Origin of the sequence: Sorangium sp. So ce590 (genome assembly GCF_051521365.1) — a bacterium.
Classification (GTDB): Bacteria; Myxococcota_A; Polyangia; order Polyangiales; family Polyangiaceae; genus Sorangium.
The window spans coordinates 8,624,386-8,650,481 of sequence record NZ_CP150346.1; the positions used below are offsets into that span (position 1 = coordinate 8,624,386).

Sequence of the window (26,096 nt, forward strand, 5' to 3'; positions counted from 1 at the left end):
CGACGTGCGTCGGAATCCGGCTATCGCCTGTTCCTGCCGCTGAAGCCGCGTTAACAAAGCCTCATGGGAAAAGCCGCCTTTCTCGCCCGCCGGCTCCCGCCGAGCGGGTGTATCGTCGCAGGGACCAAGCTCGCCGCCCACCGGGAGGCGCTGAAATCGAAGAAGATCAAGCTCTCCGCCAAGGTCGAGACCTCGATTCAGTCCGTCCTCGCAGCCACCGAGGCCCTCGAGGCGCTCGGCAGCACCGACGCCACGATGATGGAGATCGATCGGGGCACCGACCGGTGCATCGGGGCGTTCGGCAGTGAGCTCGACAGCATCGTGCGCGGGTTCGATCACGAGGGCATCCTGCCGCTCTCCGACGAGGAGGCCGCGCGCCGCGCCGACGCGGAGCTCGTGCGCTCCGAGGTGCTGTCGTCGGGCACCGACTTCCTCCGGCTCGTCCACTCCCAGCAATGGGTGCGCATGAGCGCGATGGTCAACGCGCTCGACCGCAAGGAGGTAAACGCCGCGGTGGAGCGACTCGGGCTCTCGGCCGAGGTAGGCCGGCTCCGGCGCTGGACCGAGCTCTATGGCAGCAAGCTCGGCGTCACCGAGGCCAAGGGCGCGGATCCGGCCGTCAAGGCGGTCGAGGCGTGGCACGAAGCCTACGGCGCGCTCATGGTCCACGCGCACGCCGAGTACGATGACGACAGGGACGAGACCCACGCGCTCCTGCGCGACCGCCTGCTCTCGCCGTATGAAGACGCGGCCGAGGAAGAGCGGCGGGCGCACCAGCGGGCCCGCGCCGCCGCCAAGAACAAGAAGAAGAACGACGAGGCGGAAGCCGAGCCCGATCCGATCTGAAGGGCCCGCGCCCTGCGCGGCCAGCAGGAGGAGCGACCGGCATCCTGCGCACGAGGACACCGCCACTCTCCGGTCACCTCGCCCGCCACGCCAAACGGCCTCCCAGCCGACAGATCGAACCGCACGTGACATCGCGACACGGCGAGGCGCCTGCGGCGCGCCGCTGCTCCGTCCAAAGATCAGCGGAAACGCCGCTGATCTAGCGCTTGCCTCCCGCCTGCGACGCAGCGAAGCGGCTCGGGTTGCTCCGGCCCAGGGGGTCTGGTTTGCTCATGGTCGAGGTTCATCCCTCCAGCACGTAGAATGCGTCCATGGCAAGGTGTACGTGCGCGCCGTCCAGGTTGCCCCACAGCGCTGAGCCTGCGTAAGATGCGTGATCAGACAGGGGGAGGGCGCGATGCGCGCAAGATTGCAGAGGCAGCTCCTTGCGGTGATGGGGTTGGCCATCGCTGGGTACGCGATGGTCCCGGGCTGTGTCATCCGGGTGGGCCCAGGCACGGGAGGCGATGACGACTCGGCGCCGGAGGGCGTCCCGGTCCCGGAGGAAGCGGCACCGGACCAGAGCGTGGAGGAGCCGGACCAGAGCGTGGAGGAGCCGGACCAGGAGACGAAGACACCGGAGGAGCTGGCCGAGGAGGCGTTCCTGCGGGGCGACCCGCAAGAGTTCGCCCTCGCGTCCACGAAGGCGACCTTCACGACCTACGCCTTGGCAGGAATGATCGAGTCGCTCGGCCTGGACCCTGCGACGCTCGACGAGGCGGCACTCAGCGAGCTCATGGTGCAGTACATGCCGGCGGCCGCGGAGGAGGCTGAGCGGTGGCTCTCGACGCTCGATCCGTCGACGCTGCCGCTCGGCATCACGCCGCGCTACAAGTGCACGGACGAGTTCGGGTGTGTCTACTCTACGCCCTGCAAGCACGCCGTGTGGGGATACTCCATACCGTCCACGAAGCACCTGTGTTTCGTCACGGACTGCGGCGATGCCAGGTGCAGCACGTGCCCGACCTGGGTCGGCGAGATCCTGTCCCATCTCGCGATTCGCGCTTGGTGCGCGTACGTCTGCGTGGAACAAGGTGTGTACGACGGCAAGCCGATAGCAATTGGTGCTGGAGGGATCTCACCGATACGCAATACGTTCATCGGTCCGATCTGCAAAGCCCCGTGAGGAAGATCCATGCCCCAGCATGCAGATGAAGAGCTGCGAAGGGCTGCGCTGGCAGCAGCCCACGAGCTGGCGACCAAGGAGCCAGAGCGGTGGAAGGCGTCATGGGACGAGCTCGGCGAGGTGATGGGCACGCTGTTCGGGGTGCTCAACCTCATGTACGCCTTCGCGGCGCCACGCTATCTCGCGCGGGGAAATCCCGACAAACGCCCCACGCCGGAGCAGCTCCTCGGGCTCTTCAACAAATACATCGCGCTCCTCGACGGCTGGAAGCGCACGACCACCGACATCCACGACCATGAGTTCCTGCGCACCGAGGACGCGACCCGCCGGCTGCGGGCGCTGCTCGAGACCTGGGAGTTTAGCCTCGAGGCGCCCGCGCCGATCGTGCAGGCTGCGCGGGACTGGCTCGCGGCGTACGGGGAACACGAGCCCGCCGAAGGCTGGGATCAATGGGTGGGACCTGAAGAGGACGAAAGGCCTGGACCCAAGGAATGACGCCGCGAGCTCGACCACCGAACGGCTTCGTTCGGCGGCTGTCCGCACCAGCCAGGCTCACGCCGCGATGACCGCCGCCATGCAGCGGAGCAGGGCGATCCCGTGATGCAGGCGCTCTGTGTGCTGATGATCCTCCTCGGGCTGGCCACCCTCGGCGCGGCCGCGCTCGGCCTGCGTGCCCTGCTGCAACGCCGGTGGGGTTGCGGGACGACGCTCGGCCTCCTCGCCGTGGCGGGAGGCGTCGCGTGCGGCGCCTTGCCCGTCGTGCTCGCGTCCGCCGTCGCATCGGGCAGCGCGGACGCCGCGCACAAGGCCCGGCTGCTGGCGGAGACCCTCTCGACCTTGCTGAACTGCGCCGCGGCGGGGCTGTTCGCTCTCCCGCTCGGGGGCATCGTCGCGCTGGTGAGCTTTGTCGGCGGGCTGAGATCGCGCCGATAGACCGACGACGCAACCTCGATCGCCCTCGCCGACCATCGTCGGTGTTTCTGCGTCAGCGCGAGAGACGCACACCCCACCAGGACGGCGCCCATGCAACGAGGCGTGTAGGAAGCGCCCTGATGGCCAGCCGCGATGAACGGCTCCGACAAAGGCGGAGCCGCTGCGGCACGCGCGCGCTGCCGGCCCAGGGCGGTACGCTCCTATGCGACACAGGCGCGCATCGCCACAGCGCGCCGTCCATGCGCACGCCTTCACGTGCAGGGACGCATTGCCGCGCCGACAAGACAACAAATCGCAGGCGGCTCCACGCGATCCCATAGCGAGCACCGACCCAAGCATGATAGTCTCGCGTGAATCGTCTTTGTCCCAAACGCCAGCACTGGAACGGATCGGATCGTGCATGGGTCGGCGCTCTCGCTGTCTCAGCAGTGAGGGCTGAGCGGCCAGTCGACGCTCGCGGCCCTTTCAACGGCCGGATGAGAAACGCTGATGTCCGGTCACACGGCGTTTTCGCGCGTGACTGACCGGTACCGGCGGAGCTCTCCTTTTCTGGCGTCGCCATCATCTCTTGATGTCGGTCGTCCAGTACAGGCCCCCAACAGACCGGGAGCGATCATGGCAAGAAAACGCGTCCTCTCCGCAACCACCCTCCCCTCCCTGTCCGCGTGCGCCGCGCTCTGCGCCGCGCTCCCGGCGGGCGAGGCGATGGCCGCTTACCGCTTCGACGCGGCCGAGGCGGCGTTCGACGCGACGTACGCGGCGACACCCATCGATGCCACCGGCGTCGTCGTCGACGAGGCGGGGTCGCCGATCGCGGGGGCGGAGGTGACGGCCATCGGCTGGGGGAGCGGCGCTGTCAACGACGGCGAGCTCGCCTTCACGGACGAGACGGGCGCGTTCACGCTGGCGGCGCTCGCGCGGCGCTCGGTGCTGCTGCGCGTCGAGGTCGACGGGTACTACAGCGAGATCGTCCCCGCCGACCTGCACCGGCCGCTCGCCGCGGCCAGCGCCGAGGTCGGGCGCGTCGTGCTGACCGAGCAGCGCGCGGGGCGCGCCAGGCTCCTCGTGGGAGGCGACACGATGTTCGGGCGGCGCTTCGTCGACAGCGACGCCGACGGGGTCGAGGGGGAGACCGGCGACCTGATCCGCCCCGATACGCGGGAGGCGGACGCGCTCGCCGTCCTCTCGTTCCTGCGCGACGTCCTCTCGTCGGCCGACTACACGCAGGTCAACCTGGAGTCCCCCGTCACCGAAAACCCGGCGACGCCCCACCCGTACAAGTCGTTCACGTTCTTCTCCTACCCCGAGACGGTCAGGGCGCTCGCGCTCTCCGGCGTGGACGCCGTGAGCCTCGCGAACAACCACATGTTCGATTACCTCGAGGGAGGCGTCATCGACACGCTCGGCGCCGTACCGAGCGCAGGCCTCGACTGGTTCGGCGCCGGGCTCGACGAGACGACGGCGAAGGGCACCGTGCTCTACCGGACGCTCCGCGGCGTCGACATGGCCTTCCAGGGGTTCAACCAGCTCGTCAACGGCGGGACGACGGCCTCGGCGTACACGCTCACCGCCTCCGACGGGCCCCCTGCCAAGGCCGGCGCGCTCGAGCTCAACCTCGCGGAGATCAGCGACTTCATGGAGGAGGACGCGGCCGGGCGCTTCGGCATCCCGGTGCTGCACGGGGGCACCGAGTACAGCGACTATCCGACGTCCGGCATGCGGCGGCGGTTCATCCAGCTCGTCCAGAAGGGCGCCGGCATGGTCGTGGCGCACCACCCGCACACGATCCACGGCGTCGGGCTGCACGACGCCGGCGCCGGCCCCCGCTTCGTCTTCATGTCGCTCGGCAACATGGTCTTCGATCAGGACGTCTTCGAGACGTACCAGTCGTACCTCGCCGCGATCGACATCGACGAGGACTCGAGCGGCAACCGCGCGGTGCACCGCGTGCAGCTCATCCCGTTCCAGAACGAGGACTACGTCCCGAAGCTCGTGAGCGGCGCCTGGCTCGGCCGGGCGGCCCGCCACATCGGCCACCTCTCCACGACGCTACCGACGGCGCCGTCGCCCGGCGAGGCGGCGGACGGCCTGACCGGGGCGGTCGTGTTCGCGAGCGGCCCGCGGGCCGTCGCGGTGAGCGATCCGTCGCAGTACACGACGAGCGAGCACGTCGAGACGCGGATCGTGCCGCTCAGGAGCAGCGCAACAGGGCCCGTCGAGCACCTGCGGTCCTCCGCCGCGGACTCGCTCGCCGCCCTGCGGACGACCGCCGCGGCGAGCTGCGATTATGGCCGGGAGATCATGCTCTACGGCGACTTCGAGGACAGCGACGTCGACGACGCCTTCCACGAAGGCTCGATGTGGTCGATGAGCGAATACCGCTACATCCAGAACAGCGTCGTCCACGGCGGGACCGGCGCGATGGTGTTCCTGCGCAAGTCGAGCAGCACGTCCGAGGTCTCGACGTACATGAACAACCGCGTCAAGTTCGACGCCGGCCGCAAGCTGACCTTGACCGGGTTCATGAAGGGGGACAACGCCGGGCAGATGCGCGTGCAGGTCTACTGGTACACGAGCGGCGGGGCGAGCGTGTCGAACAGCGTCGTGTTCACGCGCGTGGGCGGCACCTACGGCTGGCAGCAGTTCTCCGTCAACCTCACCCCGCCGGCGAACGCGGGCTCCGTGCGGTTCTATTTCCGGGCGGGCGCGCCGGCGAGCGGCGAGGCCGCCGCGTTCCTCGACGACGTGTCGCTCGTCGAGTGGGAGGGCACGGTCGCCGACGGCTCCCTCGGGCTCGCGTTCCCCACGCCGAACAACTGGAGCTTCGTGCGCTGCACCGCCGTGGATCCGGCGCTCACGAGCCTCGGCGTGACGATGACGCACCGGTCGTACGCGCTGGCCCCGGCGACGCCCTGAGGGCGCGGCCGCAGAGGAACGCCCCCCCTCCGGCGAGATCGCCGACGGCGTCGACGGCGCCGACCCGGAGGGCCGCGCGCGGAGCCGTGACCTCGACGTCCGTGCTCTGCTTCGATACCATGAGCGCGCGGCGCTGCGTCGTGGACTCGACACCTGCACTGCGCCAGCGCGCCACGGACTCCCCACCATGAAGCCATCGCGGAAGCCATCATATCTCGCGCTTTTACTGGCCCTCTCTGCTGTCGCCGCCGGCTGCGGCTCGGACCCGGAGGGCGCAGATCTCGTGTGGCCGATCGGGGGGACGGACGAGCTCCAGCCGATGTCGTCGAGCTTCGGGCCCCGTCTTCAGACCTCGCGCGACGGCGTCTATGACTTTCACCGGGGCATCGATATCCCCACCGTCATGGGCACCCCGGTGTACGCGGTGGCCGACGGGAAGGTGACGCGCGCAGGCCGCTACGACGATTTCGAGGACGTCGTGGTGCAGATCGAGCACTGCGACGCGCCGGGCGCGTGCTTCTACAGCACCTACATCCACCTGGCGATGCCGCTCGTCGAGACCGGCGATCAGGTCGGGCGCGGAGAGCACATCGGCTACACCGGCCTCGCCGCCAGCAGCCTGTTCCCCCACCTGCACTTCGAGATCCGCGAGGGAGGGACCGAGAAGGTGTATTGCGTGCACCCGCTCCGCTTCCTCCCGACGCCGCGCGGGCTGCCCCCGGCGCTCGCCGTGCGCCGCACCGACGAGGACTCCACGTCGAGCGTCTCGGTCGAGGTCGAGGTCACCCTGCCCGGCATCGCGCCAAGCCTCACCGAGATCGCGGTCGCGACGGAGAACCGCTCGACCGGCGCGGTCATCGAGGAGCGGGTGTTCAACTACGACGAGTGGAATCGCAAATATACAGCGGAGGGAGACGCCGCGATCATCGACGAACAGAGCCTCGGCGGCATCCGGATCGAGCCGGCGAAGTTCAACGCGACGTCGTCGGCGTACGTCATCGCGTTCCGCTTCAGCAACCTCGACGGGACGGCGTCGGCGGACGACCTCCGGATCACGGCGCGGGCGCGCGACGTGAACGGCCATGTCGTCGAGGCGAGCGCGCCCTGAGCCGCCGCGGCGTTCGCTGAGCCGCCCCGCGCGCCCCGCCGCCGGGCGCGCGGGGGCGCAGAGCGCGCGCCCCGCGGCCGCGATCGGGTGAGCCCGCGGCGCGGGGCCCGGCTCAGACCTCGCCGACCAGCGCCGCCATGTCCGCGGGCAGCGGCGACGTCACAACGAACGCAGGCACCGCTTCGCTGCCGCCCCACCCGATGTAGTGCGCGTGCAGCGCGTGGCGGCTCAGCCCCTCCACCGCGGGCCCGCCGTAGAGCACGTCGCCGGCCAGCGGGTGCCCCACCGACGCGAAGTGCGCCCGGATCTGGTGCCGCAGCGCCCGCGGGGCGCGCGCCTCGACGAGCTCCCAGAGCCCCACCTGGCGCACGCGCTTGTACATCGTCGCCGCCGGCCGCGGCGCGTAGCGCACCACGTCGCGCGGGTGGATGCACGGGTAGACCCGCTTCTTGTCCTTCGGGTGCGGCGCGAGCGGCACCTCGATCGAGCCCATCTCCGGGAGATCGCCGATCTGGCAGATCAGCAGGTAGCGCTTGTCGAGCCGCCCCTCCTTCAGCCCGGCGCCCAGTGCCGCGAACGCCGCGGCCGTGCGCGCCGCGAGCACGAGGCCGCTCGTGTCGGTGTCCAGCCGGTGGCACAGCCCGGGCTCCCGCGGGGAGAAGCCGATCGCCGCCATCTCGGGGTACCGCGCGACGAGGGCGTTCGCGAGCGTCCCGCGCTCCCCGGGATCGAGCGGCGCCGTCGGCATCCCGGCGGGCTTGTTCACCACAACGAGGTCGTCGCGCTCGAGCACCACCTCGAGCGGCACCTCGGGATCCGGCGTCGCCGCCCCGGAGGCCTCGGTCGGCTCGACGTCGACCTCCAGCACCTCGCCCGCCGCCGCGACGTCGCCCTTCGACGCGCGCCGACCGGCGCCGCTCTTCCCCTCGCTGAGCACGCGCACGCGCCCCTCGGAGAACAGCCGCTTCGCACCCGCCCGGCCCAGCCCGGGCAAAAGCTGCACGAGCAGCTTGTCGAGGCGCGTCCCTGCATCCAGCTCGGTGATCGTGATCTTCATAGCTCCTACGGAATCGCCCCCTGCCACCCGAGGCCGAGCGCGGGCGCTCGCCGGCTCCCGACCACGCTCTCTCCTATCACTCCCAGCATGGGCAGGCCGAACCGGTTCCACGAGGGGCTCGCGCCACGGGCGCCTGCCGCGGCCGGGCGCCCCACCCACCACGCGACGCCCGCCCCCAGCAAGAACCCGCCGGCGGCGGCGCCGACCCAGGCCCGCTGCTGGGCCTCGGTCGGAGAATCGAAGACGAGCGGGCTGGCGAGCGCGGCGGCGCCCAGCCCGCCGAGCAGCGCGCCCACGTCGACCGTCAGGACCTCCGATGCGGTGACGTCGAGCTGCGTCGCCGCCGCGGCCGACGCCAGCCAGCCGAGCGCCGCGCCGTAGCCCATCCCCGCGATCGGCGTGCGCTGCACGTCGCCCCGGGCCGCCCACTCGACAAGCCCGCCCAGCAGGAGCCCCAGCCCGCCGCCCGACTGCGCCATCAGCGCGCCGCCCTCGGACATGCGGCCCAGCGAGAGCCCCAGCGCCGCCAGCGTGATCCCGGCGGTGCCCCCGATGAGCCCGGAAGCCCAGCGCTCCTGGCCCGGATCCTCGGCGTGCTTCGCGAAGCGGCCCTGGTAGATCAGGTGGCCCGCGATCGTCGGCCACCACGTGCCGGACCCGAGGTACCACGCGTCGGCCACGCCGACGTCCCACTCCTCCGCGATGATGATCGCCCCGCCGAGCCCGATGCCGGCCCCGACCGCGAGGAGCGGGTAGAGCAGGCGCGGGTCGTCCGAGCCGCTCGAGCGCTGGATCGAGAAGCCCACGAGGCCGCCGTAGAGCGTCGCGTTGGCCGCGAGCGTCGCCTTCCCCAGGCTGCGCGCCGGCGTGGCGAGGCGCCCGCGGCACCGCTCGGCGCACGGCGCCTCGTGTCCCGGGAACGGGCCCGCGGGGCCGGCGTCGAGCTCGGCCACGAGGTCGCGGAGCATCACCGCGGCGCGCACCGCGAGGTCGTCGCGCGCGACGCGCTCCACGCGCACCCGCAGCGACCGCGCGCCGCCGGACGCGAGCGCCAGCCTGAGCTCCACCTCGTCGCCGCGCAGGTCGAGGCTCGGCGCGATGAAGAGCCTGTCGCTCGAGCGCGCGCGCTCCATGAGCTCGACCTCGTCGGGGCGCGATCGCGAGGCGGCGCGGTCGGCCAGATCCACCGACAGGCCGAGGTCCTGCGCGGTGTCCGAGAGGAGCCCGTCGAGCGCGCTCGCGAGCGGCGCGGCGCGCTCCACGTCCTCGGGCGCGAGCGCCGTCGGGAGCACCACGGAAGGCCGCGCGGGCCGCGCAGGGCGCCCGGAGCCAGCAGGGGGCGCGCCTTGCCCGGAGCCCGTGAGCTGCGCGGCCTGGGCGGCTTGCCCGAGCCGCGCGGGCGAGGCCGCGCCCGCAGGCTCGCCCGACGCCGGCAGCGCCGCGGTGAACGCCGCGGCGAACGCCAGGACGCCCGCGCGACCGCGGAGGTGCCAGAGGTCGATCATGGTGTCGATGCTTCGGCCGCCGCGGCGCGCGCCGCGGCGGCCACCGCCGCTCGGGGCGCCGATCAGAACATGAACGTGCCGCTCGCGAAGAGGTCGAACGTGTTGCTGTCGTTGACGTAGAAGCGGCGGCCGATCGCGTTGATGGTCGGGCGGTAGTTGGGGTTCGGGCTGCCCGTGACGGTGAAGCTCCCGTCGTCGTGCTGGCGGCGGCAGGGCCCGGCCGCGCCGATGCTGTCCTTGTACTGCGAGTTGCACGGCTGATCGCCGCCGATGCCGTGCCCCTGGTCGTGGCGGAAGCCGACGCCGAGCTGGAACTTCACGAGCTCGGCCGCCCTCCACGTCACGCTCGCCGAGCCGCGGTACGAGCCGTACGGCTGGACGTCGCTGAGCCCCGTGAAGTACGTCCGCTGCGAGCCCTCGTCGACGACCGACGGCGCGCACGCGCGCGGGTCGCCGCTCCGGCAGGCGGCCACGCTGTACGCATCGTTCTCGCGGAACGACGCCCACTGCGGCTGCCGCAGCGTCGGCGCGTCGCTCGATCCGAGCGCGTCGAACAGCTCCGAGTAGTCGCGCCCCTCGGAGTGGTACTCGCCGGTGAAGCGCAGATCGAACGTGAGCCCGGTGAACTTCTCGCGGTTCTCCCAGGGGATGATCATCACGCCGAGCAGCACGCTGCCGACGAGCGGCGGGTGGTTGACCAGCGACGTCTTCAGGTCGGTGAGGCCGTAGTCGCTCGACTCCTGCTGGAACTCGAACAGCGCCTTGAACCCGCCGTACGGCTCGACGTACTTGACCCGCTTCGACAGGAACGTGTGCACCTCGAGGCCGATGGTGCCGCGCGAGACGCCGGGGTCGCGCTGGGCGACGTTCGCCGCATCGAACTCGCCGTTGCTCGCGCCGTTCCGGTCGATGTCCCCCGGCGCCGCGCACTTCACCTGGCCGCTCTTCGGCGACTCGGTGCAGGCGTGCATCGGCTCGCTCACCGGGAAGCGCCCCTCGACGCCGAACAGCCAGGTCGGCTTCGTCCGGTCGCGCGCCTGGTTCATGATGTTCACGTCGAGGCCGACGGCGAGGTACTCGATGCCGCTCCGGTTCGGCGACGTGAAGGGCAGCGAGAACAGCTGCTCCCCGGGAGCCCCCGCGAGCGCGACGCTCTGGCGGTCGGCGCTGCCGTCGAGATCCGTGAGCTCGCGCGAGTGGTTCAGGATGAGCGGCATCCTGAGGTAGAGCGCCAGGTCGCGGTAGAGGCCGACGTCGAGGCGCATGTTGAACTTCGACGTCGCCTCGCTGTAGCTCGCGATGTTGAGCAGGTTCGACGTGTAGCCGCCCGTCGACAGCCCCGGCCCGGCGATGCTCGTCTCGCGGCGGATCTTCGCGCTCTTCGACGCGTGCTCGAAGCCGAAGCTGAAGTTCAGATCGAAGGTGTCACCCTCGTCGAACGCGTCGACGACGCTCGTGAGCTCGCCGGTCTCCATCATGAGCCGCGGCTCGGTGGCGCTCCGAGGCTCGTCGGCGGCCGCGGGGAGCGCCGAGAGGACAGCCGCCGCAGCGACGGCGAGCGACGCGAACGCCGGGCCCCCAGCCACGCTGATGGCGACGCGAGCGAGATGGCCTTCGCAGTACCTTCTGCCGTGCATGCTCATGGTTATCCGTCGGACGGACGCTACCGGCGGGGGCAGGAGGGTGTCAATCCGCGAATCACTCGCCCGGCACGCACGGCGCCGCCGAGCCCCGCCGATCGCCACCACGGCCGCCGCCACGGGCGCAACCACCGGCGGCCGCCGGCCGCCACGCTCCGTCCGGCGTGTCGGGTCGCGGCCGGCCGCGGGGCGGCGCCGCGGGGCGGGGCTCAGCGGGCAGACGAGCGCTCCTCGACGGCGAACGGGCTCTTCCCCTCCTCGCTGTCGGGGAAGATCTCGTTCGTGATGTCCTCCGCGGCGAGCTCCTCGCGAGCGGTGGTCAGGTCGCGCGACGTCTGGTCGAGCCGGTCGGCGAGCACCCCCAGGAACTGCCAGAGCAGCTTGACCGCGAGCTCGTGCTCCTTGCGGAGGATCTCGAAGAAATCGGCGCGCCGGACGGCGATGAGCTCGCTCTGCTCGACGGCCGAGACGGTGGCCGAGCGCGGCATGCTGCGGATGAGCGCCATCTCGCCGAAGTGCTCGCCCGGGCCGACCTCGCTCAGCACGGCGTCACCGCGGAGGATCCGGACGAGGCCCGAGAGCACGATGAACAGCTCGTCGCCGCGATCCCCCTCGCGGACCACGATCTGGCCGGGCTCGAACGAGAGCACCTCGGCGACCTGCATGACCCGGAGCATCTCGCGCTCCTGGAGGCGCGCGAAGAGCGGCATCTTCGCGAGCACGTCGCGCTTCAGGGCGAGCAGCCGGGCGCGGACGCTGTCGCGGTGATCGCCCTGGCCGAGCCGCACGAGGACGGCGGTGATGTTGTCCTTGCCGCCCTTCCTGTTGGCGAGATCGATGAGGCCGTTCGCGGCGACCTCGCCGTTCTCCTCCTCGAAGAACGGCTCGAGCTCGGCGGTGTGCGCGATGTACCCGTGGAGCCCGTCGGACGCGAGGAGGAACTGGTCGCCCGGGAGCACCTCGATCGTGAGCGTGTCGACCTCGACGCGCTCGTACACGCCGACGGCGCGGGTGATCGCGTTCTTCTGCGCGACCTTCTCGATCTGATCGCGCGTGAGCTTCCCGCGCTTGATGAGCTCGTTGTAGACGGTGTGGTCCTCGGTGACCTGCTGGATGCGGCCCTCGCGGAGGAGGTAGATGCGGCTGTCGCCGACGTGGGCGATGTAGCCGTGCGAGCCGGCGATGAGGAGCGCGGAGAGCGTCGTGCCCATGCCCCGCTTCGTCGCGTCGGCCTTCGCCTCCTCGTGGATCCGGGCGCACGCGCGCTGGACGGCGTGCTCGAGCAGGCTGAGGACCTCCTTCATCGCGGCGCGCCGCACGTTGCTGCGCGCCTGGTTCTCGATGAGGTCCCGCTCCTTCTTCAGTTCCTCGTGGATGATGCGGACGGCGAGGGCGCTCGCGACCTCGCCCGCTGCGTGTCCGCCCATTCCGTCGGCAACCACAAAGAGCGCGAGCTTCTTGTCGACGAGGTAGTTGTCCTCGTTGTGGTCCCGCATGCGGCCGACATCGGTGGCCGCATAAAACCTGATGTTTTCGGACAGGCCCATCGGTTCGGGCAGGCTACCCGAGGGCGCGGGAGGAAATCACTAGCGATTGCGCCCGCCGCGACCGGGACGTCCGTCTCGCGTCTCGCCGCGCCGCCACGCCGCCGCCGCCGCACCAGGCGTGTGCCGGCGCCGTCGGGAGGCGCTCGGGGTGCGGGTGGGGGATCGACCGCGTGGCCGCGGCGGCGAGCGGCGGTACATTCGGAATGGGTAGAATGGGAGGTCCGATGCGGCTCGTCCTCTTCGATAACACCGACCTCGGGTGGGGCAGCGCGCGGCGGGTGAACGGCCGGCGCGCGAGCGCGGAGCATGCGCACGGTCCGGCCCCCGAAGCCGAGGACCTCGCGGTCGTGGGCGAGGCGGTGGGCGCGACGATCGGGCTCACGCCGATCTGGCGCGCCGGGGCGCTCCTCCACCGCCTGCGGGGCGCGGCCGACGGGGGGCTCGCGGCCTCGAGCTGGACCGAGGCGCTCGGGTGGGCGGCGCGGACGGCGCGCGAGCGCGGCCGGAAGATCACGTCGCTGCAGGCCTGGGGGCACGGCGGCTGGGGGTACATGCGCCTCGGAGCGACCCGGCTCGACGAGGCCGCGCTGCGGCCGGGCTCGCCGCTGGACGGGGCGCTCGACGCCCTGAGGGCCGAGCTCGCGGGGCCGGACGCCCTCGTGTGGCTCCGCTGCTGCAGCGCCTTCGGCCACACCGGCCAGGCGTTCGCGCGGGCGCTCGCGGACCGGCTCGGCTGCCGGGTCGCGGGGCACACGTACATCATCGCGTTCTATCAGAGCGGGACGCACTCCCTGCGCCCGGGCGAGGCGCCGTCGTGGGATCCGCGCGAGGGCGTGCGCTTCTCCGGCGGGGAGCCGGCCGGCGCCGCGTGGTCGTCGCGCACGGCGCCGAACACCGTCTCGTGCCTGACGGCCGATCTCCCGCCGGGTTACTGACGCCGCGCCCGCGGCGCGGCCGGGCCCGCTCCGCCGACGCCGCGCGCGCCGCGCGCCGGGCGACGCTCGACCCGCTTCGTCGCGCCGGCGTACCCTTGCCGGCATGACGCCGTCCGAAGCGCAGCGAGCCCGCGCGCTCGATCTGCTGAGCCGAGGAGACATGGCCGGCGGGATCGCCGGGCTCGAGGGGTACCTCGCGGGCGCGCCGGATGACGCGGGGGCGTGGCTCGCGCTCGGGGCGGCGCGCTCGGCGGAGGGCCGCTGGGCCGACGCGGCGCGGGCGCTCGCGCGCGCGGTGGATCTCGACGGCGGCGAGGTCGAGGCGCGCCTCGCCTACGCCCGCGCGCTGGTCCGCCTGGGCCGGCTCGACGACGCGGCCGCAGAGCTCCGGCAGGGCGCCGCGATCGAGCCGCCCGACGCGCGGGTGCTGCGCGAGCTCGGGATCGTGCTCTACGACGAGCGCCTCCATGACGAGGCGGCGCGCTGGCTCGCGCGGGCGTGCGAGGCGGCGCCGGAGGACGGGCGGGCGGCCTTCGCGCTCGGGCTCGCGCACGAGGCGCGGCGGGACATCGCGTCGGCCGTCGCGGCCTACCGCGAGGCGGTGCGGCGCGCGCCGGCGTTCGCCGACGCGCGGCTCACGCTCGCCGACGCGCTCGCGTCGATCGGAGAGCACGAGCAGGCGCTGCGCGAGCTCGAGGCGCTGCTCGCGCGCGAGCGGAGCCACGAGCGGGCGGCGCGCAACCGCGAGGTGCTGCAGCGCGCGCTCGCCGAGATGCGAGCGCGCCGGCTGCTCGGCAAGACGGAGCGGGAGCTCGCGCGATCGGCGCTCGTCGTGGAGGCGCAGCTCAGGCGCCGCGAGACGCTGGCGCCGCCCGTGGCGGCGGAGGGAGGGGCGGCGCGGCGGATCGTCCGCTACACGGCGCCGCTCCTCGAGCTCCGCGTGACCCTCGACGCGAGCGGGGGCCCCGGCAATGGCGCGATCGAGGCGCTGCACCTCGCGCTGACCGATCCGGACCGCGCCGCGCGCGCCGAGGACGATGTCTTCAAGGTCACCGTGATCGGCGAGGACGGCCGGCAAGCGCCGGTGAGCTACGCGACGGGCGCGTCGCTCACGTTCCTGCGCGAGGCGATCGGCTGCCCGATGACGCAGGCGAGCGCGCTCTACGCCTCGCTGCTCCAGGGGAGCCCCTCGGTCGACTGGGGCGGCGCGACGCTGCGGTTCGCGAGCGTCCCCGGCGCCGCGGGCAAGCCCGGCGGCGAGCGGCACGGCATCCTGGTCAGCCGGCGCGGCTAGGCGGCCGATCGGCGGCGCCGGGCGGCGCGTCGCCGGCCTTGATCATCCCGAGATCGTGCAGCGACGAGTAGTGGCCGTCCGGCGCGAGGATGACGTGATCGACGAGCGGCACCCCGATCACCTCGCCGGCCGCGGCGACCGCGTCGGTCATGGCCACGTCCTCGGGAGACGGCGCCGAGTCGCCGCTCGGGTGGTTGTGCACGAGCACGAGCGCCGAGGCCGCGTCCGCGAGCGCGGCGCGCAGGATGTCCTTGGCCGTGACCGAGCACCCGTGGAGCCCGCCTTGCGCGACCCGGCGCGCTCCCCTCATCCCGTTGCGGCCGTCGAGCGAGATCACCCACATCTGCTCGTGATCGAGCGGGCCGAGCTGCGCCGCGCACCACGCCGCGATCGAGGCCGAGGTGCGCACCGGGGGCCGCGGGCGCACCGCGCGCTCGAAGGCGCGCCGCCCGAGCTCGAGCGACGCAGCGATGCGGAGCGCCTTCGCGAGGCCGAGGCCGGGGTGCTCGGCGAGCGCGTGCGGACCGAGCCGCGAGAGCCCCTCCAGCCCGGAGAAGCGCGAGAGGAGCGCGGCGGAGACGATCGTCACGGGGGTGCCGACCAGCCCGGTGCCGAGCACGATCGCGAGCAGGTCGGCGTCGCCGAGCGACCAGATCCCTTCCTCGAGCGCTCGCTCGCGCGGGCCGGCGAAGGCGGCCAGCGCCGCGGGGTCGTTGGCGTACGGATCGGGCAGGTGATCGGGCTGCAGCGCGGCGCGCTTCCACAGGCTCATGCGCGGGCGACAAGCACGCGACGGGCCCGGCGGCCGGCGCGCGGGGCCTCGGGGATCAGCGCGCCGGCGAGGCGGCGGAGCGGCGGCGGAGGGTGGCGGCCGCCAGGGCTGCGCGGCGAGCCCGGCGCGCTGCGAGAGCGCGTTGCACATCACCACGGCCGGCCACGCGGCGCTGCCGCCGGTCACGAGCCGCGCGCCGTCCGGGATGCGCGCCATGAGCAGGTGCCCCTCGGTGAGCCGGTCGCCGTAGTACTCGCGCAGCATCCTCTCCATGTTGGGCGCGCTGACCACCGGCCCCACCACCGGCACGAACTCCACCCCGAAGCGCGTCGTCGCGTGCACAAGCGTCTGCATCACCTCCGCGTACGCCTCGAAGCCCTCGCAGACCGTCGACATCGCCCCCGCGAACGCGCTGATCATCCATGAACTGCCGCATGACCGCGGTGATCCGGTTCTGCGCCTTCAGGAACGCGTTCGTCTCCGCCAGCGACACCCCCATCCGGTCGCGCAGCGCGATCTCCAGCGCCGCGCTGTTCGCCCGCCACGCCCGCACGTTCGCCACGAAGTCCGCTCGAAGGACCACCACCCGGCCGCTCACGTCCGCCTCCAGCGCCGCGATCACCGCGTCCGCGTACGCCGCGTACGGGTCCCTCCCCTCGTCGAACGCCCCGTCCACCTCCGAGACGTCCGGCACCTCGACCCACGGCACCTCGCTCTCCCCGAGCGCGTACGCCCCCGCGTCGTCCGGGTTCCACCCCGCGGTGTTGGTCCTCGATGAGGACGGATCAGCAAGAGCGGAGGACGGCTCCGAGAGAGCGGATGCCCACCCCCGGCCCGTGCTCGGCGCTTCGCGCCTGCGCGCGGTCCGCCCCTCCCTAATCGCGCGCTCCGCGCGCTCAGGGAGGGGTGCGCCGTCTGGTATCTGCGGCCGGGGTGTGAAGTCCGGAGAAGGGAGCGGATGCACGACCTGCGTCAGGACATCAGGCCGAGCGCGAAGAGCGCATCGGCCCAGAGCGGCCAGAGCGTGCGGTAGGGGTGGGTCGCCAGCAAGATGCCACCGTTCGGGAGGCGCCGGACATGGAACCGGGCGTGATCCACCAGGAAGTAGACGTGCTCGCCCGTCAATTCCACCCAGGTGAGGGACCCGCCGCCGCGGGTGAACCCCTCACCGCGCGCCCTGGCCTGCACCGTCAGGTTGTGGATCTCCTCGGCGCGTGGCTCCGCGGCGCGCCACGCCTCGTCGGGCACGTCCGCCGCAGCGATGAGCGCCTCGATCAGGGCGGAGCCCGGCAGGCCCAGCGCCTTGAGGACGGTCTCGCGGGAGAGCGGGATCGAGCGCCCGCTCTTGTCCGTCGGAACCACGCGCGCCCCGGCCGGCGCGGCTTCCACCCGCGCGCGGAGCGCCTCCGTCGGTAGGCCCGCGATCCGCGAGACGCTTTCGCCGTCGTGGAGGCTGACCCACGACAGGGCCAGATCGCGCGCGATGTCGCGGGCGTCCGCGTGGTACGTCGCGCACATCGAGACCGGCGCGAGCCAGGTCCACGCGCTCGTGCAGCCGCCGGTCGAGACGCGCCTGCTCGCGTCGGGCGCGCAGAGGCGGAGCAGCAGGTCCTCGAGGTAGTCCAGAACGATGTGCCACGTGAGCTCGGCTTCCGCCTCCACGGAGCGCGGTCCGCTGCCCAGGGCGAGGTACAAATCGAGCGGGAGAATGTCCGCCATGTCGGCAGAGACCAGGTGGATGGGGCCCATCGGCTTGAGACGTTCGCTCTTGCCGGTGAAGCAGCGATAGTGGCCATAGAATGAGCGCCGGTCGTCGAACTCCATGGCGAAGTAGATGTCGGCATCGGTGCGTCCGAAGTGGGCGCGGATCATCGCGACCGCCTCGTCCACGAAATTCACCGTGCGATCCACGTCGGAGCCCATCGTCACGCTGATATACCTCCCCGGGATCACGAGCGCCGGCAACGCCGCCGCGAACGCGTCGACCCGCTCTGCCTCGTCACACCAGGCGAAGAAGTACGGCCCTGGTTTCATCCTTGGTTCACCCTCATGAGGTTGCTGGGTCAGGGATCAGGCCGAGCGAGAAGAGCGCGTCGACCCAGAGCGGCCAGAGCGAGCGGAACGGGTGGGTCGCCAGGATCACGCCGCCGCTCGCGAGGCGGCGCACGTGAAAAGGCGCGTGCTTTCGGAGGAAGCGGACGTGGGCGCGCGAGTCCGTGTGCACCTGCCACGTGGGCGGGCCTTCGCCCGTCTCCGCGATCTCGCTCGTCAGAGCCAGGATCTCTCGCGCGCGCGGCTCGGCGGCGCGCCACGCGTCGTCGGGCGCCGCCGCGGCCTCGAGCGCCTCCAGCAGGGTGGCGGGCGGCGTTGCCAGCGCCTTGAGGACGGTCTCGCGGGAGAGCGCGTGCGCGCGCTCGCTGCCCCCCTTGAGCGAGACGCGCGCCCCGGCCGGCGCGGCTTCCACCCGCGCGCGGAGCGCTTCCAGGGACAGGCCCGCGTTGCGCGATACCATCTCCTTGCCGTAGCGCTGCAACCACGAGAGGGCGAGGTCGCGCACGATGTCTCGGGCGTCCGCGTTGTACGTCGCGCACATGCGGACGGGTGCGATCCAGTCTCCCCCGTTCGTGCACGCGCCGGTGCGGACGCGGCCGCTCGCGTCCGGCGCGCAGAGGCGGAGCAGGAGGTCCTCGAGGTCGTCCCGGAGCAGGTGCCACGCGACCGCGGCCTCGGCCTCGATCGAGCGCGGGCCCCTGCCCCAGGCGAGCTCGAGGTAAGAGCAGAGAAACCTACGCTGGTCGCACGTGGTCATGTGGATGGGTCCGGCCGAAATGTCACGGCCGGCCTCTTCGGTGTAACAGTGGCAGCTGCAGCCGAAGATACGTTTGGAGCCGGTCAGCATGACGTCGAGGCCTGCTCCAGCGGAAGGACCTGCGGCAAACTCGGCGCGGATCATCGCAACCGCCTCGTCCATGGAGGTCGTGTAGAATAGACCATCGTCCGTCATCATGCTGATACGAGTCCCTGGATGCATGAGCGCTGGCAGCGCCGCCAGGAACGCGTCGAGCGTCTCTGCCGCGTCACACCAGGCGAAGAACGACGGTCCTGATTCGCTCATAGCTGGGTCACCTTGATGGGGTGATTGAATCCTTTCAGGGTCACCTTCTTGCGCGTCTTCGTGTTGAAGAGGTACCCATCCTTGACGGCATAGGTATCTTTCGGCTTGAATTTCGCACCGCGCGTCATGATGAGCTCGACCTGCTCGACATCCCCCACGACCCCCTTGTTCCGTAGCCCCTCCATCCCGTTCGACAACTGCTTGAACACATCGTCTAGCTCAACCGGGTTGCCCCCTTTCACTTCGCTCACGATCAGCTTCTGCCCGCGGGACACCGTCACGAAGTCAGGAGCCTTCCCACCGGACATGCCGGGGAGCGACTCGTCTGGAAGGTTGAGCATCTTACGCACGCCGCCGTCGCCGACGCCGAGGAGCGCCCGCTCGTCGCGGGTCATGAAGCTGATCGCCGTTTTCTCGAAGGTGTTGAACCCGGCTTTCGTGACGTGCCCGTCCAGCGTCTTGAACCCGCGGAGCCTCCATACCTCGAACCCCTTGACAACGACCTTATCGACCTCCGCGATCTCCCCGGCGATCCGGATCCCACGCGGCGGCAGCGCGCCGGCGGCGGCGACTCCGTGCCAGACGTGCCCGACCGCTCCGAGCCCGAACCCCAGCCCCGAGAAGATCCGCTCCTCGTCGCTGAGCTCTCGCCCCGACGGCAGGCACCACTCCTTGCCCGTCACCGCCTCGCACAGGTCGAGCGCCGGCCCCACCACCGGCACGAACCCGACCCCGATGCGCGTCGTCGCGTGCACCAGCGTCTGCATCACCTCCGCGTACGCCTCGAAGCCCTCGCCGACCGTCGACATCGCCCCCGCGAACGCGCTGATCGTCTGGTAGAGCTGCGTCTGCTCCAGGTCGAGCCCGTCCCCCCTCCACTGGTTGAGGCTGTCCTTCATCTGGTCCGCGAGCGCGTCGAACCTCGGCTTCAGCACCCTGTCCACCTGCGCCCGCAGGTCGGCAGGCACGGGCGAGTCCTCGAACCAGTCCGACGCATCCATGTACCGCCGCACGACCGCGGTGATCCGGTTCTGCGCCTTCAGGAACGCGTTGGTCTCCGCCAGCGACACCCCCATCCGGTCGCGCAGCGCGATCTCCAGCGCCGCGCTGTTCGCCCGCCACGCCCGCACGTTCGCCACGAAGTCCGCTCGAAGGACCACCACCCGGCCGCTCACGTCCGCCTCCAGCGCCGCGATCACCGCGTCCGCGTACGCCGCGTACGGGTCCCTCCCCTCATCGAACGCCCCGTCCACTTCCGAGACGTCCGGCACCTCGACCCACGGCACCTCGCTCTCCCCGAGCGCGTACGCCCCCGCGTCGTCCGGGTTCCACCCCTCGGCGCGCGCGTCCTGCGTCGCCAGGTCCGCCACCTCGTCCGCCTGCGCGCCGAACTCGTCCATCAGCCGCGCGAGCTCGTCCTCGAGATCGCTGACGCTCTTCTTCAGGTCGTCGACGAGCTGCTCCATCGCCGCCCGCGTCTCCGCGCCGACCGCCTCCTTGTACCGGTCGAGGATCGCGTCGAGGTCGGTCCGCGAGATCTCGTCGAGCGGCCGGCTGACCAGGTCCTTCAGCTCGGTGTCGAGCTGCTGGAGCAGGTCCATCTTCTCCGCCAGGCGCGCCACCCGCGGGGCGTTTGCCACGAGATCCCTGCGCTCCTTGGCGATCTCGGCGAGCAGGATCTCGATGTCGCGCGCGAGCGCCGGGTTGATCTCCGCGAGGCTCAGGTCGACCTCGGTGCTGCCGGAGAACTTCGCCCCGCTGCGCCGGACGTTGAAGAGCGGCTTGTTCAGCCCGAGCGGGACCGAGACGAGCGTCACCAGCTCGTGCGCGTCGGTGCACCAGTCGTCGCCGGCGGAGTTGGCGGCCGCGAAATGGAACTCGTTCGCTCCCATTCCCAGCAGCACCGAGTCGAAGTCCGCCTCGGACCGGAAGCTGCGCGATCCATCGCCGTGGGTCACCAGCGTGCCCGGGACCTCGTAGGTAGGCAGCGGCGTGTCATTCACATGGAAGTACGCCCCTCCGTTGTCGGCGAGGGAAGCTCCCTCGCACGACGTGCTGGACTGCGTGTTGACCCAGTCGAGGGTGTACGGCGTGCCAGCCCACGCGAACGACGGCGACAGCACCGCCAGCGCTGTGACCAGCACGAGCCTCTGGAACACCGCGGCGCCCCAGCCAGGCCGCGCAACGTCCTTCAAGCCTCTCATGTCCCCTCCGCGCCGCGCACGGCGGCGTCATACGCCATCGCGGCGCCCTTCACGTCACCCGCGTCGAGCCTCGCCTGCGCCGCGTCGAGCGCCGCCGCGGCCATCCCCTTCTCCCGCAGCGCCGCCAGGCCCTCCGCGATCTTCCGCGGCAGCCCCGTCCTGAGCTCGGCCTCCGCGGCGTCGAACCGCTCCCGAAGCGCCGCGCACCCGGCCTCGCGCCACGACGACCCCGCCGCCCCGCAGAGCGGCCGCATCTGCACGAGCCCCGCCAGCTCCCCGCACCGCTCGGCCAGCAGCGGCAGCCCGAGCTTCTCGCTCACCGGCAGCGCCGCCGACAGCGCCGCGATCTGCGCGCGCGCGCGTTCCCCGAAGGCGTCCGACGCCTTGCGTGTCCGCGCCCCTGCGATCGCCTCGCGCGCCCCCTCGTCCATCTGCGACACGCGGAGCGCCTGCCGGCGCAGCGCGATGCCGCCGAGCAGCGCCGCCGCGGTCGCGTCGCTCCGGCCGACCCGCCGCTGCACGTAACCCAGCATCGCGCTCAGCGACTGCAGCGCCCCCGAGGTCATGTCCGGCAGGACCGCGCCGTGCGTCGCGAGGAACTCCCGGTGCGGCGCCATCGCCTCGTCGAAGGAGGCCGCGAAGACCTGGAGCGCCGCCGACGACCTCAGGATCTCCGCGGCGAGCTCGCCGGGCGCCCGGCTCGCCTCGCGCGCCGCCGCGAGCACCGCCTGCTCCACGCCGTCGAGGCCATCGATGTCCGACCGCGACGCCTGCTCCGAGAGCGCCGCGTAGGCCGCCGTCTCCGCCGCCTCGGTCGCGCGGTACGCGGCGAAGCGCGCCGCGACGCCCGCGTACTTCGATCGCAGCGGGGCCGCGTCGCTCCGGGCCTGGTCGAAGATCGCCTGCACGACCGCCATGGTCTGCTTGTCGGCCGCGAGCGCGGCGGCGAGCGGCTCCGTCTCGGCGCTCGCCTTCTCGATCATCGCCGCCTTGAAGTTGCCTGTCGCGTCGACCGGCGCCTGCGCGAGCAGCGCCCTCTGGCGGTCCGTCGCCTCGTCGAGCAGCGACTCGAGCTTGCCAGAGAGCGTCGCCCGCAGCGACTCGGCGTTCCTCGCGTCGTCCCGCACGTAGTCGATCGCCTCGTCCACGTGGCGGAACCAGACGTCGAGCGAGGTGCCGCTCGCGACGATCTCCTCCAGCGTCTTGTTGTTCGGCCACGTGGCCCACATCTCGATCGGCAGCGCGCCGTCCTTCTCGGCCTGGCTCCACGCGGCGCCCGGGCCGAGGTTCTCGCCAACACAATGCTCCTCGCCGCCCACCGAGGCCGCGCAGAAGCTCCCGAACGTGGGGTCCTCCCGCTCCCACAAACACCCGGCCCCCGCCGCCCCAAGCGCCAGGACGCCGACAGCCACCGCAAGGATCGTCCTCCGTCGCCACGGTCTCGATCTCTCGCTCATGCTCATTCCCTCCACCCCGCGATTTTTCTCGCCCGCCCACGCTCGCCCGCACGTTCTCTAGACGCAAGCGTCCTCACGAAAGCGGTAGGACATTGCTCGGCCGAGGAGCACGTCCCCGATCTCCCTTCCTCCGCCCTCGGCATACCGGCCGTGGCCCTGTGCCTCGGCCGCCAAGCAGGTCCTGACCGCCGATTTCACAGCATGCGGCGCAGTCAGCCGGAACAGCTTCATGACATCCCGCACGCGAGGCCGATGCGCCCCGCGCCGGTGGCGTCCCCACACGCGCTGGTCGCAAAATCAGCGGTAGAACCCCACTTATGCTGCGCAGACGTTCGTCCACTGTAGCTAGCCACGCAGATCCACGGGAAATGGATGCGAGCTAGCCTCCCGGCGAGGGTCCGCCCGTAAAGTCGCCGGCGAAGGCGTGATGAACAGGAAGAGGGCCCAGGTTGCAGCCTGAGCCCTCGGTCGACGCTCGGCTCCGAGCAGAGCGCTATTGGCTCAGACCACCGCGTCGTCGCCTTCGAGCGGATCCTCCTCGTCCGGCGGCGCGCCGCCGGCGCCGCCACTTCCAGCGCTGCCGCTGCCAGCCGCGCCGCCTCCTCCGCCGGACGTCTCGGTCGCCTTCTTCCTGATGCTCCGGCTGAAGAGCCGCCGCGTCGCGATCGGCACCAGCCGAGGAATGCTCGGATCCTGCTCGTTGGCGCGCTCGAACACCCGCACGATCTGCTCCAGCAGGATCAGGTTGATGCCGTCGGCCCGGTCGAGATCGCCGCTCGTGACCTTCTGGCCCGCGGGGCGCGCGGCCGCGGTCCTCGCCGCCTGGGTCAGCTCCTTGGCGGTCTCTTCGAGGCGCTCTATGTAGTCCTGGTCGAGCCGCATCAGCTTGGCGCGCACGACGAGGGGGCCCTTTTTCTGCGCGAGATAGCGCTTGCCGAGCGCGGTGAGCTGGGTGAGCCCGCGCGCGAGCGCGCCCGGGTCTTCCGCGGTGCCGACCGCCTGCGCGAGCTCTTCGCGCGCCGCCTTGCCCGAGCCGGCGACGCCGCGAAGGACCTCGTAGGCCTGGTCGCGCTGGAGCAGCGCGCGCGAGAGCCGCTCGCGCAGCGCCGCGTCCGTCGTGGCGCGCGCCGCGTCCTTCTTCTGCCCGGCGCTCTCGTGCGCCTCGAGCAGCCGCTCCAGCGCGAGCGCCTGGTCGACCGCGATCGCGAGCAGCTCCGGCGAGTAGCCGCGCAGCTTCTCCCGTTTCTCCTTCGACGCGCTCGACCAGCACGCGTGCGCCGTCGCGTAGAGGCGTCGCAGGTCGGTCAAGATGCGCGAGGAGGCGATCTGCCGCCCTCGCTCGACGAGCTGGGATTCGGTCGTGCCGTCGAGCAAGGCCTCGATGATGCCGGGCCCCGGCTTGCCGAGCCGCTCGGCCAGGGATTCGAGCGTGGGATCGTTGTCGTCGGTCTCTTCGGGAGGAGAGGTAGGTTTGACCATCAGCGAAGGCTACGCAGGCAGGAAGCGGGATGTCGAGGGAGTGGCAAGTTTTGGCCATGGCGAAAGCGAGCGCCGGGGAGCGTGCCCGTGGATGGCGACAGCGCGGCGCGCGACGCGCAAGCGCGCGGCGCGGAATCGTCGGCATCGCGGCGGAGTGCGTCGTCATCCCGGGAAGGGGCCATCGTCATCCGAGGTGGACGTCGTCGTCATCCGGCCGGAAGCCATCTGCATCCGCCCCGGAGACATCGGCATCGGGGCTGGGTCCCGCCGGCATGCGGCCGGAGCCCATCAGCATCCGGCCGGACCCCATCGGCATCGGGCGGCGAGCCATCGTCATCCGGCCCGGAGACGTTGTCATCGAGGCTGGGACCCGCCGTCATCCGACGGGGGGCTCATCGTCATCCGAGGTGGAACCTGTCGTCATCCGGCGGAGACCCGTCGGCGTCCGCTCGCCGGATAGGCCGGGCTACCGCTCCTGCCCGTCGGCCGCCGCGTCGCGCCCGAGCCCGACGGGGGCGGCGCCGGCCGGCCTCACGGCGTGAAGCGGTACGTCTCGGCGGCGAAGCCGTCGTCGCCCTTGTCATCGTCCGGCTTGTAGGTCGCGCCTCCCTTGCCCGGAGCGCCTAACGTGAAGGTGACATCCTCCAGGGTGAACTGATCCTCGTCCACGTAGGCGATGCCGATCGACGGCCCCCCGGTCCCGCCGCCGCCGTTGCCGCCGGGCCCGCCATAGCCGCCTGAGCCGCCGTCGCAGGCCCTACGATAGTCTCCCGGATGTTGCCCTATCCCGCCCCACCGCCCGCCAACCCCGCCGTCCTGTCCGTAATCCCCCTTGCCGCCGCTACCGCCGTCGCCCGTTTCGATCGCGACCTGGCGCAACGTCACCCTGGCGCCGTCGAGGGCGAGGATGCCGATGCTCGCGCCCCCATAGCCGCCCCCGCGGCCCCCCTGGCCGCCGCAACCGCCGGCGCCGCCGGAGCCGCCGGAGCCGCCGGACGCACCGCCGCTCGGCGACGCACCGCACGCGGCCGAGCCGCCGAAAGAGCCCCCGCCCCCACCGCCGCCCCTTCCGGGCCCGCCCTGCTTCCCGTCGGTTCCGCTCTCACCCACCCAGCCCTCTCGGGTGATCCGCCCGGGGCCGCGCCCGCTCCTGCCGTCCGCGCCGAGCTCCCCAGGCTGCCCGCTTTTCCCATACCCGCACGCGGAGCCCTCCCTCCCCCCGGCGCCGCCGAGGCCGGCGCCGTCAGGGTTCGGGCTTGGAAGCGGCGTCCCGTCGCTCCCCGCCTCGCCGCGATCCGCATGGCCATCGCCCCCTTTGCCGCCCGTGGACATGGAGCCGTCCTCGCAGACGGTGGTGACCGCGGCGCCTCCAGCCACGGTGTCGGCCGAGCAGGCGTCGCCCCCTGGATTCCCGTCTGCGCCGTCGCGTGCGCGCTCCCGCGCTTCCGTGCGGAATCCATTTCCGGGGAGCCCCGACGCGCCCCCCGCGACGATGAGGTGGCTCCGGACCAGCTCCACCGCCGCGTTCGGCTCGACGAGGATCCCGATCGCCGACTGGCCGGCGATGCTGGTGCCGGACTGGTGGAACTTCACGTCGGTGAACGTCGAGATGCCGTCATCGAGCCCATGGCGCTCGCCCTCGTCCGGCACGATGGTGTGGGGAAGCTGCTGGGCGGGGTAGCCCATGACCGTCGGCGACGCATCCCCCTCGTACTGCCAGCCGCGATCGCAATTGAACCCGCCGTGGACATCGATCCCTGAAGGAACGGTCAGGATCTCTGGGTAGCTCAGCTGATTGCACACGAACATGCGGCGCCGGCCCGCGCGCGCGAGCTCGATCCCGTGCGCCAGCGCGTACACCGGCCTGGCCATCGTGCCATCCAGGTCGTCGCTCGCGTTGAACAATGGGGGGTAGGCGACGAAGACGCCGCAGCCATCGACCGCCTTGTGCGCTGCGAGCGCCTCGAGGCAGTCGGTCTCGGACGGCGCCGCCTCACCACACCCCGTCCCGTCATCGCAGCGGCCGGCCGTTCCACAGCCCGTGGAGGCGAGCATCAACAGCACCGCCGCCCCCGCCAACATCCTCTGGTTCATCGGTCTCCCTCGCGAATCGGCGATCTGAT

19 protein-coding genes are annotated in these 26,096 nt (G+C 71.9%); 8 read left to right on the forward strand and 11 right to left on the reverse strand.

Annotated features, from left to right (window positions below):
- Positions 1-63 precede the first annotated feature (63 nt).
- The 6 genes from WMF28_RS32560 to WMF28_RS32585 all read left to right on the forward strand — a co-directional run bounded on the left by WMF28_RS32560 (position 64) and on the right by WMF28_RS32585 (position 6,968).
- Positions 64-846, forward strand: coding sequence for a phosphoenolpyruvate--protein phosphotransferase (locus WMF28_RS32560; RefSeq protein WP_437597321.1), 783 nt, complete (start codon positions 64-66; stop codon positions 844-846).
- Positions 847-1,243: 397 nt separating this feature from the next.
- Positions 1,244-2,011, forward strand: coding sequence for a hypothetical protein (locus tag WMF28_RS32565; protein WP_437597322.1), 768 nt, complete (start codon positions 1,244-1,246; stop codon positions 2,009-2,011).
- Between the two features lie 9 nt (positions 2,012-2,020).
- Positions 2,021-2,506: a hypothetical protein gene (locus WMF28_RS32570; RefSeq protein ID WP_437597324.1), complete on the forward strand. Its 486-nt coding sequence runs from the start codon at positions 2,021-2,023 to the stop codon at positions 2,504-2,506.
- Between the two features lie 105 nt (positions 2,507-2,611).
- A complete protein-coding gene (locus WMF28_RS32575; protein WP_437597325.1) occupies positions 2,612-2,944 on the forward strand; it encodes a hypothetical protein in 333 nt (110 codons plus the stop codon).
- A 615-nt stretch (positions 2,945-3,559) separates the two neighbouring features.
- Positions 3,560-5,860 carry a CapA family protein gene (locus WMF28_RS32580; RefSeq protein ID WP_437597326.1) on the forward strand — a complete coding sequence of 767 codons (2,301 nt, stop codon included), beginning with the start codon at positions 3,560-3,562 and terminating at the stop codon, positions 5,858-5,860.
- 187 nt (positions 5,861-6,047) lie between these two features.
- The gene (locus tag WMF28_RS32585) at positions 6,048-6,968 is read left to right on the forward strand and encodes a M23 family metallopeptidase (protein ID WP_437597327.1); all 921 of its coding nucleotides are present in this window, start codon (positions 6,048-6,050) and stop codon (positions 6,966-6,968) included.
- Positions 6,969-7,080: 112 nt separating this feature from the next.
- Here the strand turns inward: WMF28_RS32585 and WMF28_RS32590 are convergent, their stop codons facing one another.
- From WMF28_RS32590 to WMF28_RS32605, 4 genes are all read right to left on the reverse strand, one after another.
- Positions 7,081-8,025 (reverse strand): RluA family pseudouridine synthase, encoded by a 945-nt coding sequence (locus tag WMF28_RS32590; protein WP_437574989.1) that lies wholly within the window; start codon positions 8,023-8,025, stop codon positions 7,081-7,083.
- Positions 8,026-8,030: 5 nt separating this feature from the next.
- On the reverse strand, positions 8,031-9,530 hold the full coding sequence (locus WMF28_RS32595; RefSeq protein WP_437597328.1) for a hypothetical protein: 1,500 nt from the start codon (positions 9,528-9,530) through the stop codon (positions 8,031-8,033).
- A gap of 62 nt (positions 9,531-9,592) precedes the next feature.
- Positions 9,593-11,167 (reverse strand): hypothetical protein, encoded by a 1,575-nt coding sequence (locus tag WMF28_RS32600; protein ID WP_437597329.1) that lies wholly within the window; start codon positions 11,165-11,167, stop codon positions 9,593-9,595.
- Positions 11,168-11,379: 212 nt separating this feature from the next.
- Positions 11,380-12,717 carry a Stp1/IreP family PP2C-type Ser/Thr phosphatase gene (locus WMF28_RS32605; protein WP_437597330.1) on the reverse strand — a complete coding sequence of 446 codons (1,338 nt, stop codon included), beginning with the start codon at positions 12,715-12,717 and terminating at the stop codon, positions 11,380-11,382.
- Positions 12,718-12,941: 224 nt separating this feature from the next.
- On the opposite strand from WMF28_RS32605, the gene WMF28_RS32610 reads away from it, so the two are divergent.
- Positions 12,942-13,652 (forward strand): hypothetical protein, encoded by a 711-nt coding sequence (locus tag WMF28_RS32610; RefSeq protein ID WP_437597331.1) that lies wholly within the window; start codon positions 12,942-12,944, stop codon positions 13,650-13,652.
- A gap of 103 nt (positions 13,653-13,755) precedes the next feature.
- A complete protein-coding gene (locus WMF28_RS32615) occupies positions 13,756-14,946 on the forward strand; it encodes a tetratricopeptide repeat protein (RefSeq protein ID WP_437597333.1) in 1,191 nt (396 codons plus the stop codon).
- Here WMF28_RS32615 and WMF28_RS32620 read toward each other — a convergent pair.
- From WMF28_RS32620 to WMF28_RS32650, 7 genes are all read right to left on the reverse strand, one after another.
- Positions 14,930-16,138 (reverse strand): JAB domain-containing protein, encoded by a 1,209-nt coding sequence (locus WMF28_RS32620; protein WP_437597334.1) that lies wholly within the window; start codon positions 16,136-16,138, stop codon positions 14,930-14,932. The two genes, WMF28_RS32615 and WMF28_RS32620, sit on opposite strands and share 17 nt — an antisense overlap.
- 552 nt (positions 16,139-16,690) lie before the next feature.
- Positions 16,691-17,752 carry a hypothetical protein gene (locus WMF28_RS32625; protein WP_437597336.1) on the reverse strand — a complete coding sequence of 354 codons (1,062 nt, stop codon included), beginning with the start codon at positions 17,750-17,752 and terminating at the stop codon, positions 16,691-16,693.
- Between the two features lie 13 nt (positions 17,753-17,765).
- Positions 17,766-18,833 carry a hypothetical protein gene (locus WMF28_RS32630; protein ID WP_437597337.1) on the reverse strand — a complete coding sequence of 356 codons (1,068 nt, stop codon included), beginning with the start codon at positions 18,831-18,833 and terminating at the stop codon, positions 17,766-17,768.
- Complete coding sequence (locus WMF28_RS32635) at positions 18,830-21,037, reverse strand: hypothetical protein (protein WP_437597339.1); 2,208 nt, start codon at positions 21,035-21,037, stop codon at positions 18,830-18,832. The genes WMF28_RS32630 and WMF28_RS32635 overlap by 4 nt, the downstream gene beginning before the upstream one ends.
- Complete coding sequence (locus WMF28_RS32640; RefSeq protein WP_437597340.1) at positions 21,034-22,449, reverse strand: hypothetical protein; 1,416 nt, start codon at positions 22,447-22,449, stop codon at positions 21,034-21,036. Before WMF28_RS32640 ends, WMF28_RS32635 begins: the two co-directional genes overlap by 4 nt.
- Before the next feature lie 546 nt (positions 22,450-22,995).
- A complete protein-coding gene (locus WMF28_RS32645) occupies positions 22,996-23,973 on the reverse strand; it encodes a hypothetical protein (RefSeq protein ID WP_437597341.1) in 978 nt (325 codons plus the stop codon).
- Between the two features lie 531 nt (positions 23,974-24,504).
- Complete coding sequence (locus WMF28_RS32650; protein WP_437597342.1) at positions 24,505-26,067, reverse strand: hypothetical protein; 1,563 nt, start codon at positions 26,065-26,067, stop codon at positions 24,505-24,507.
- Positions 26,068-26,096: the final 29 nt, after the last annotated feature.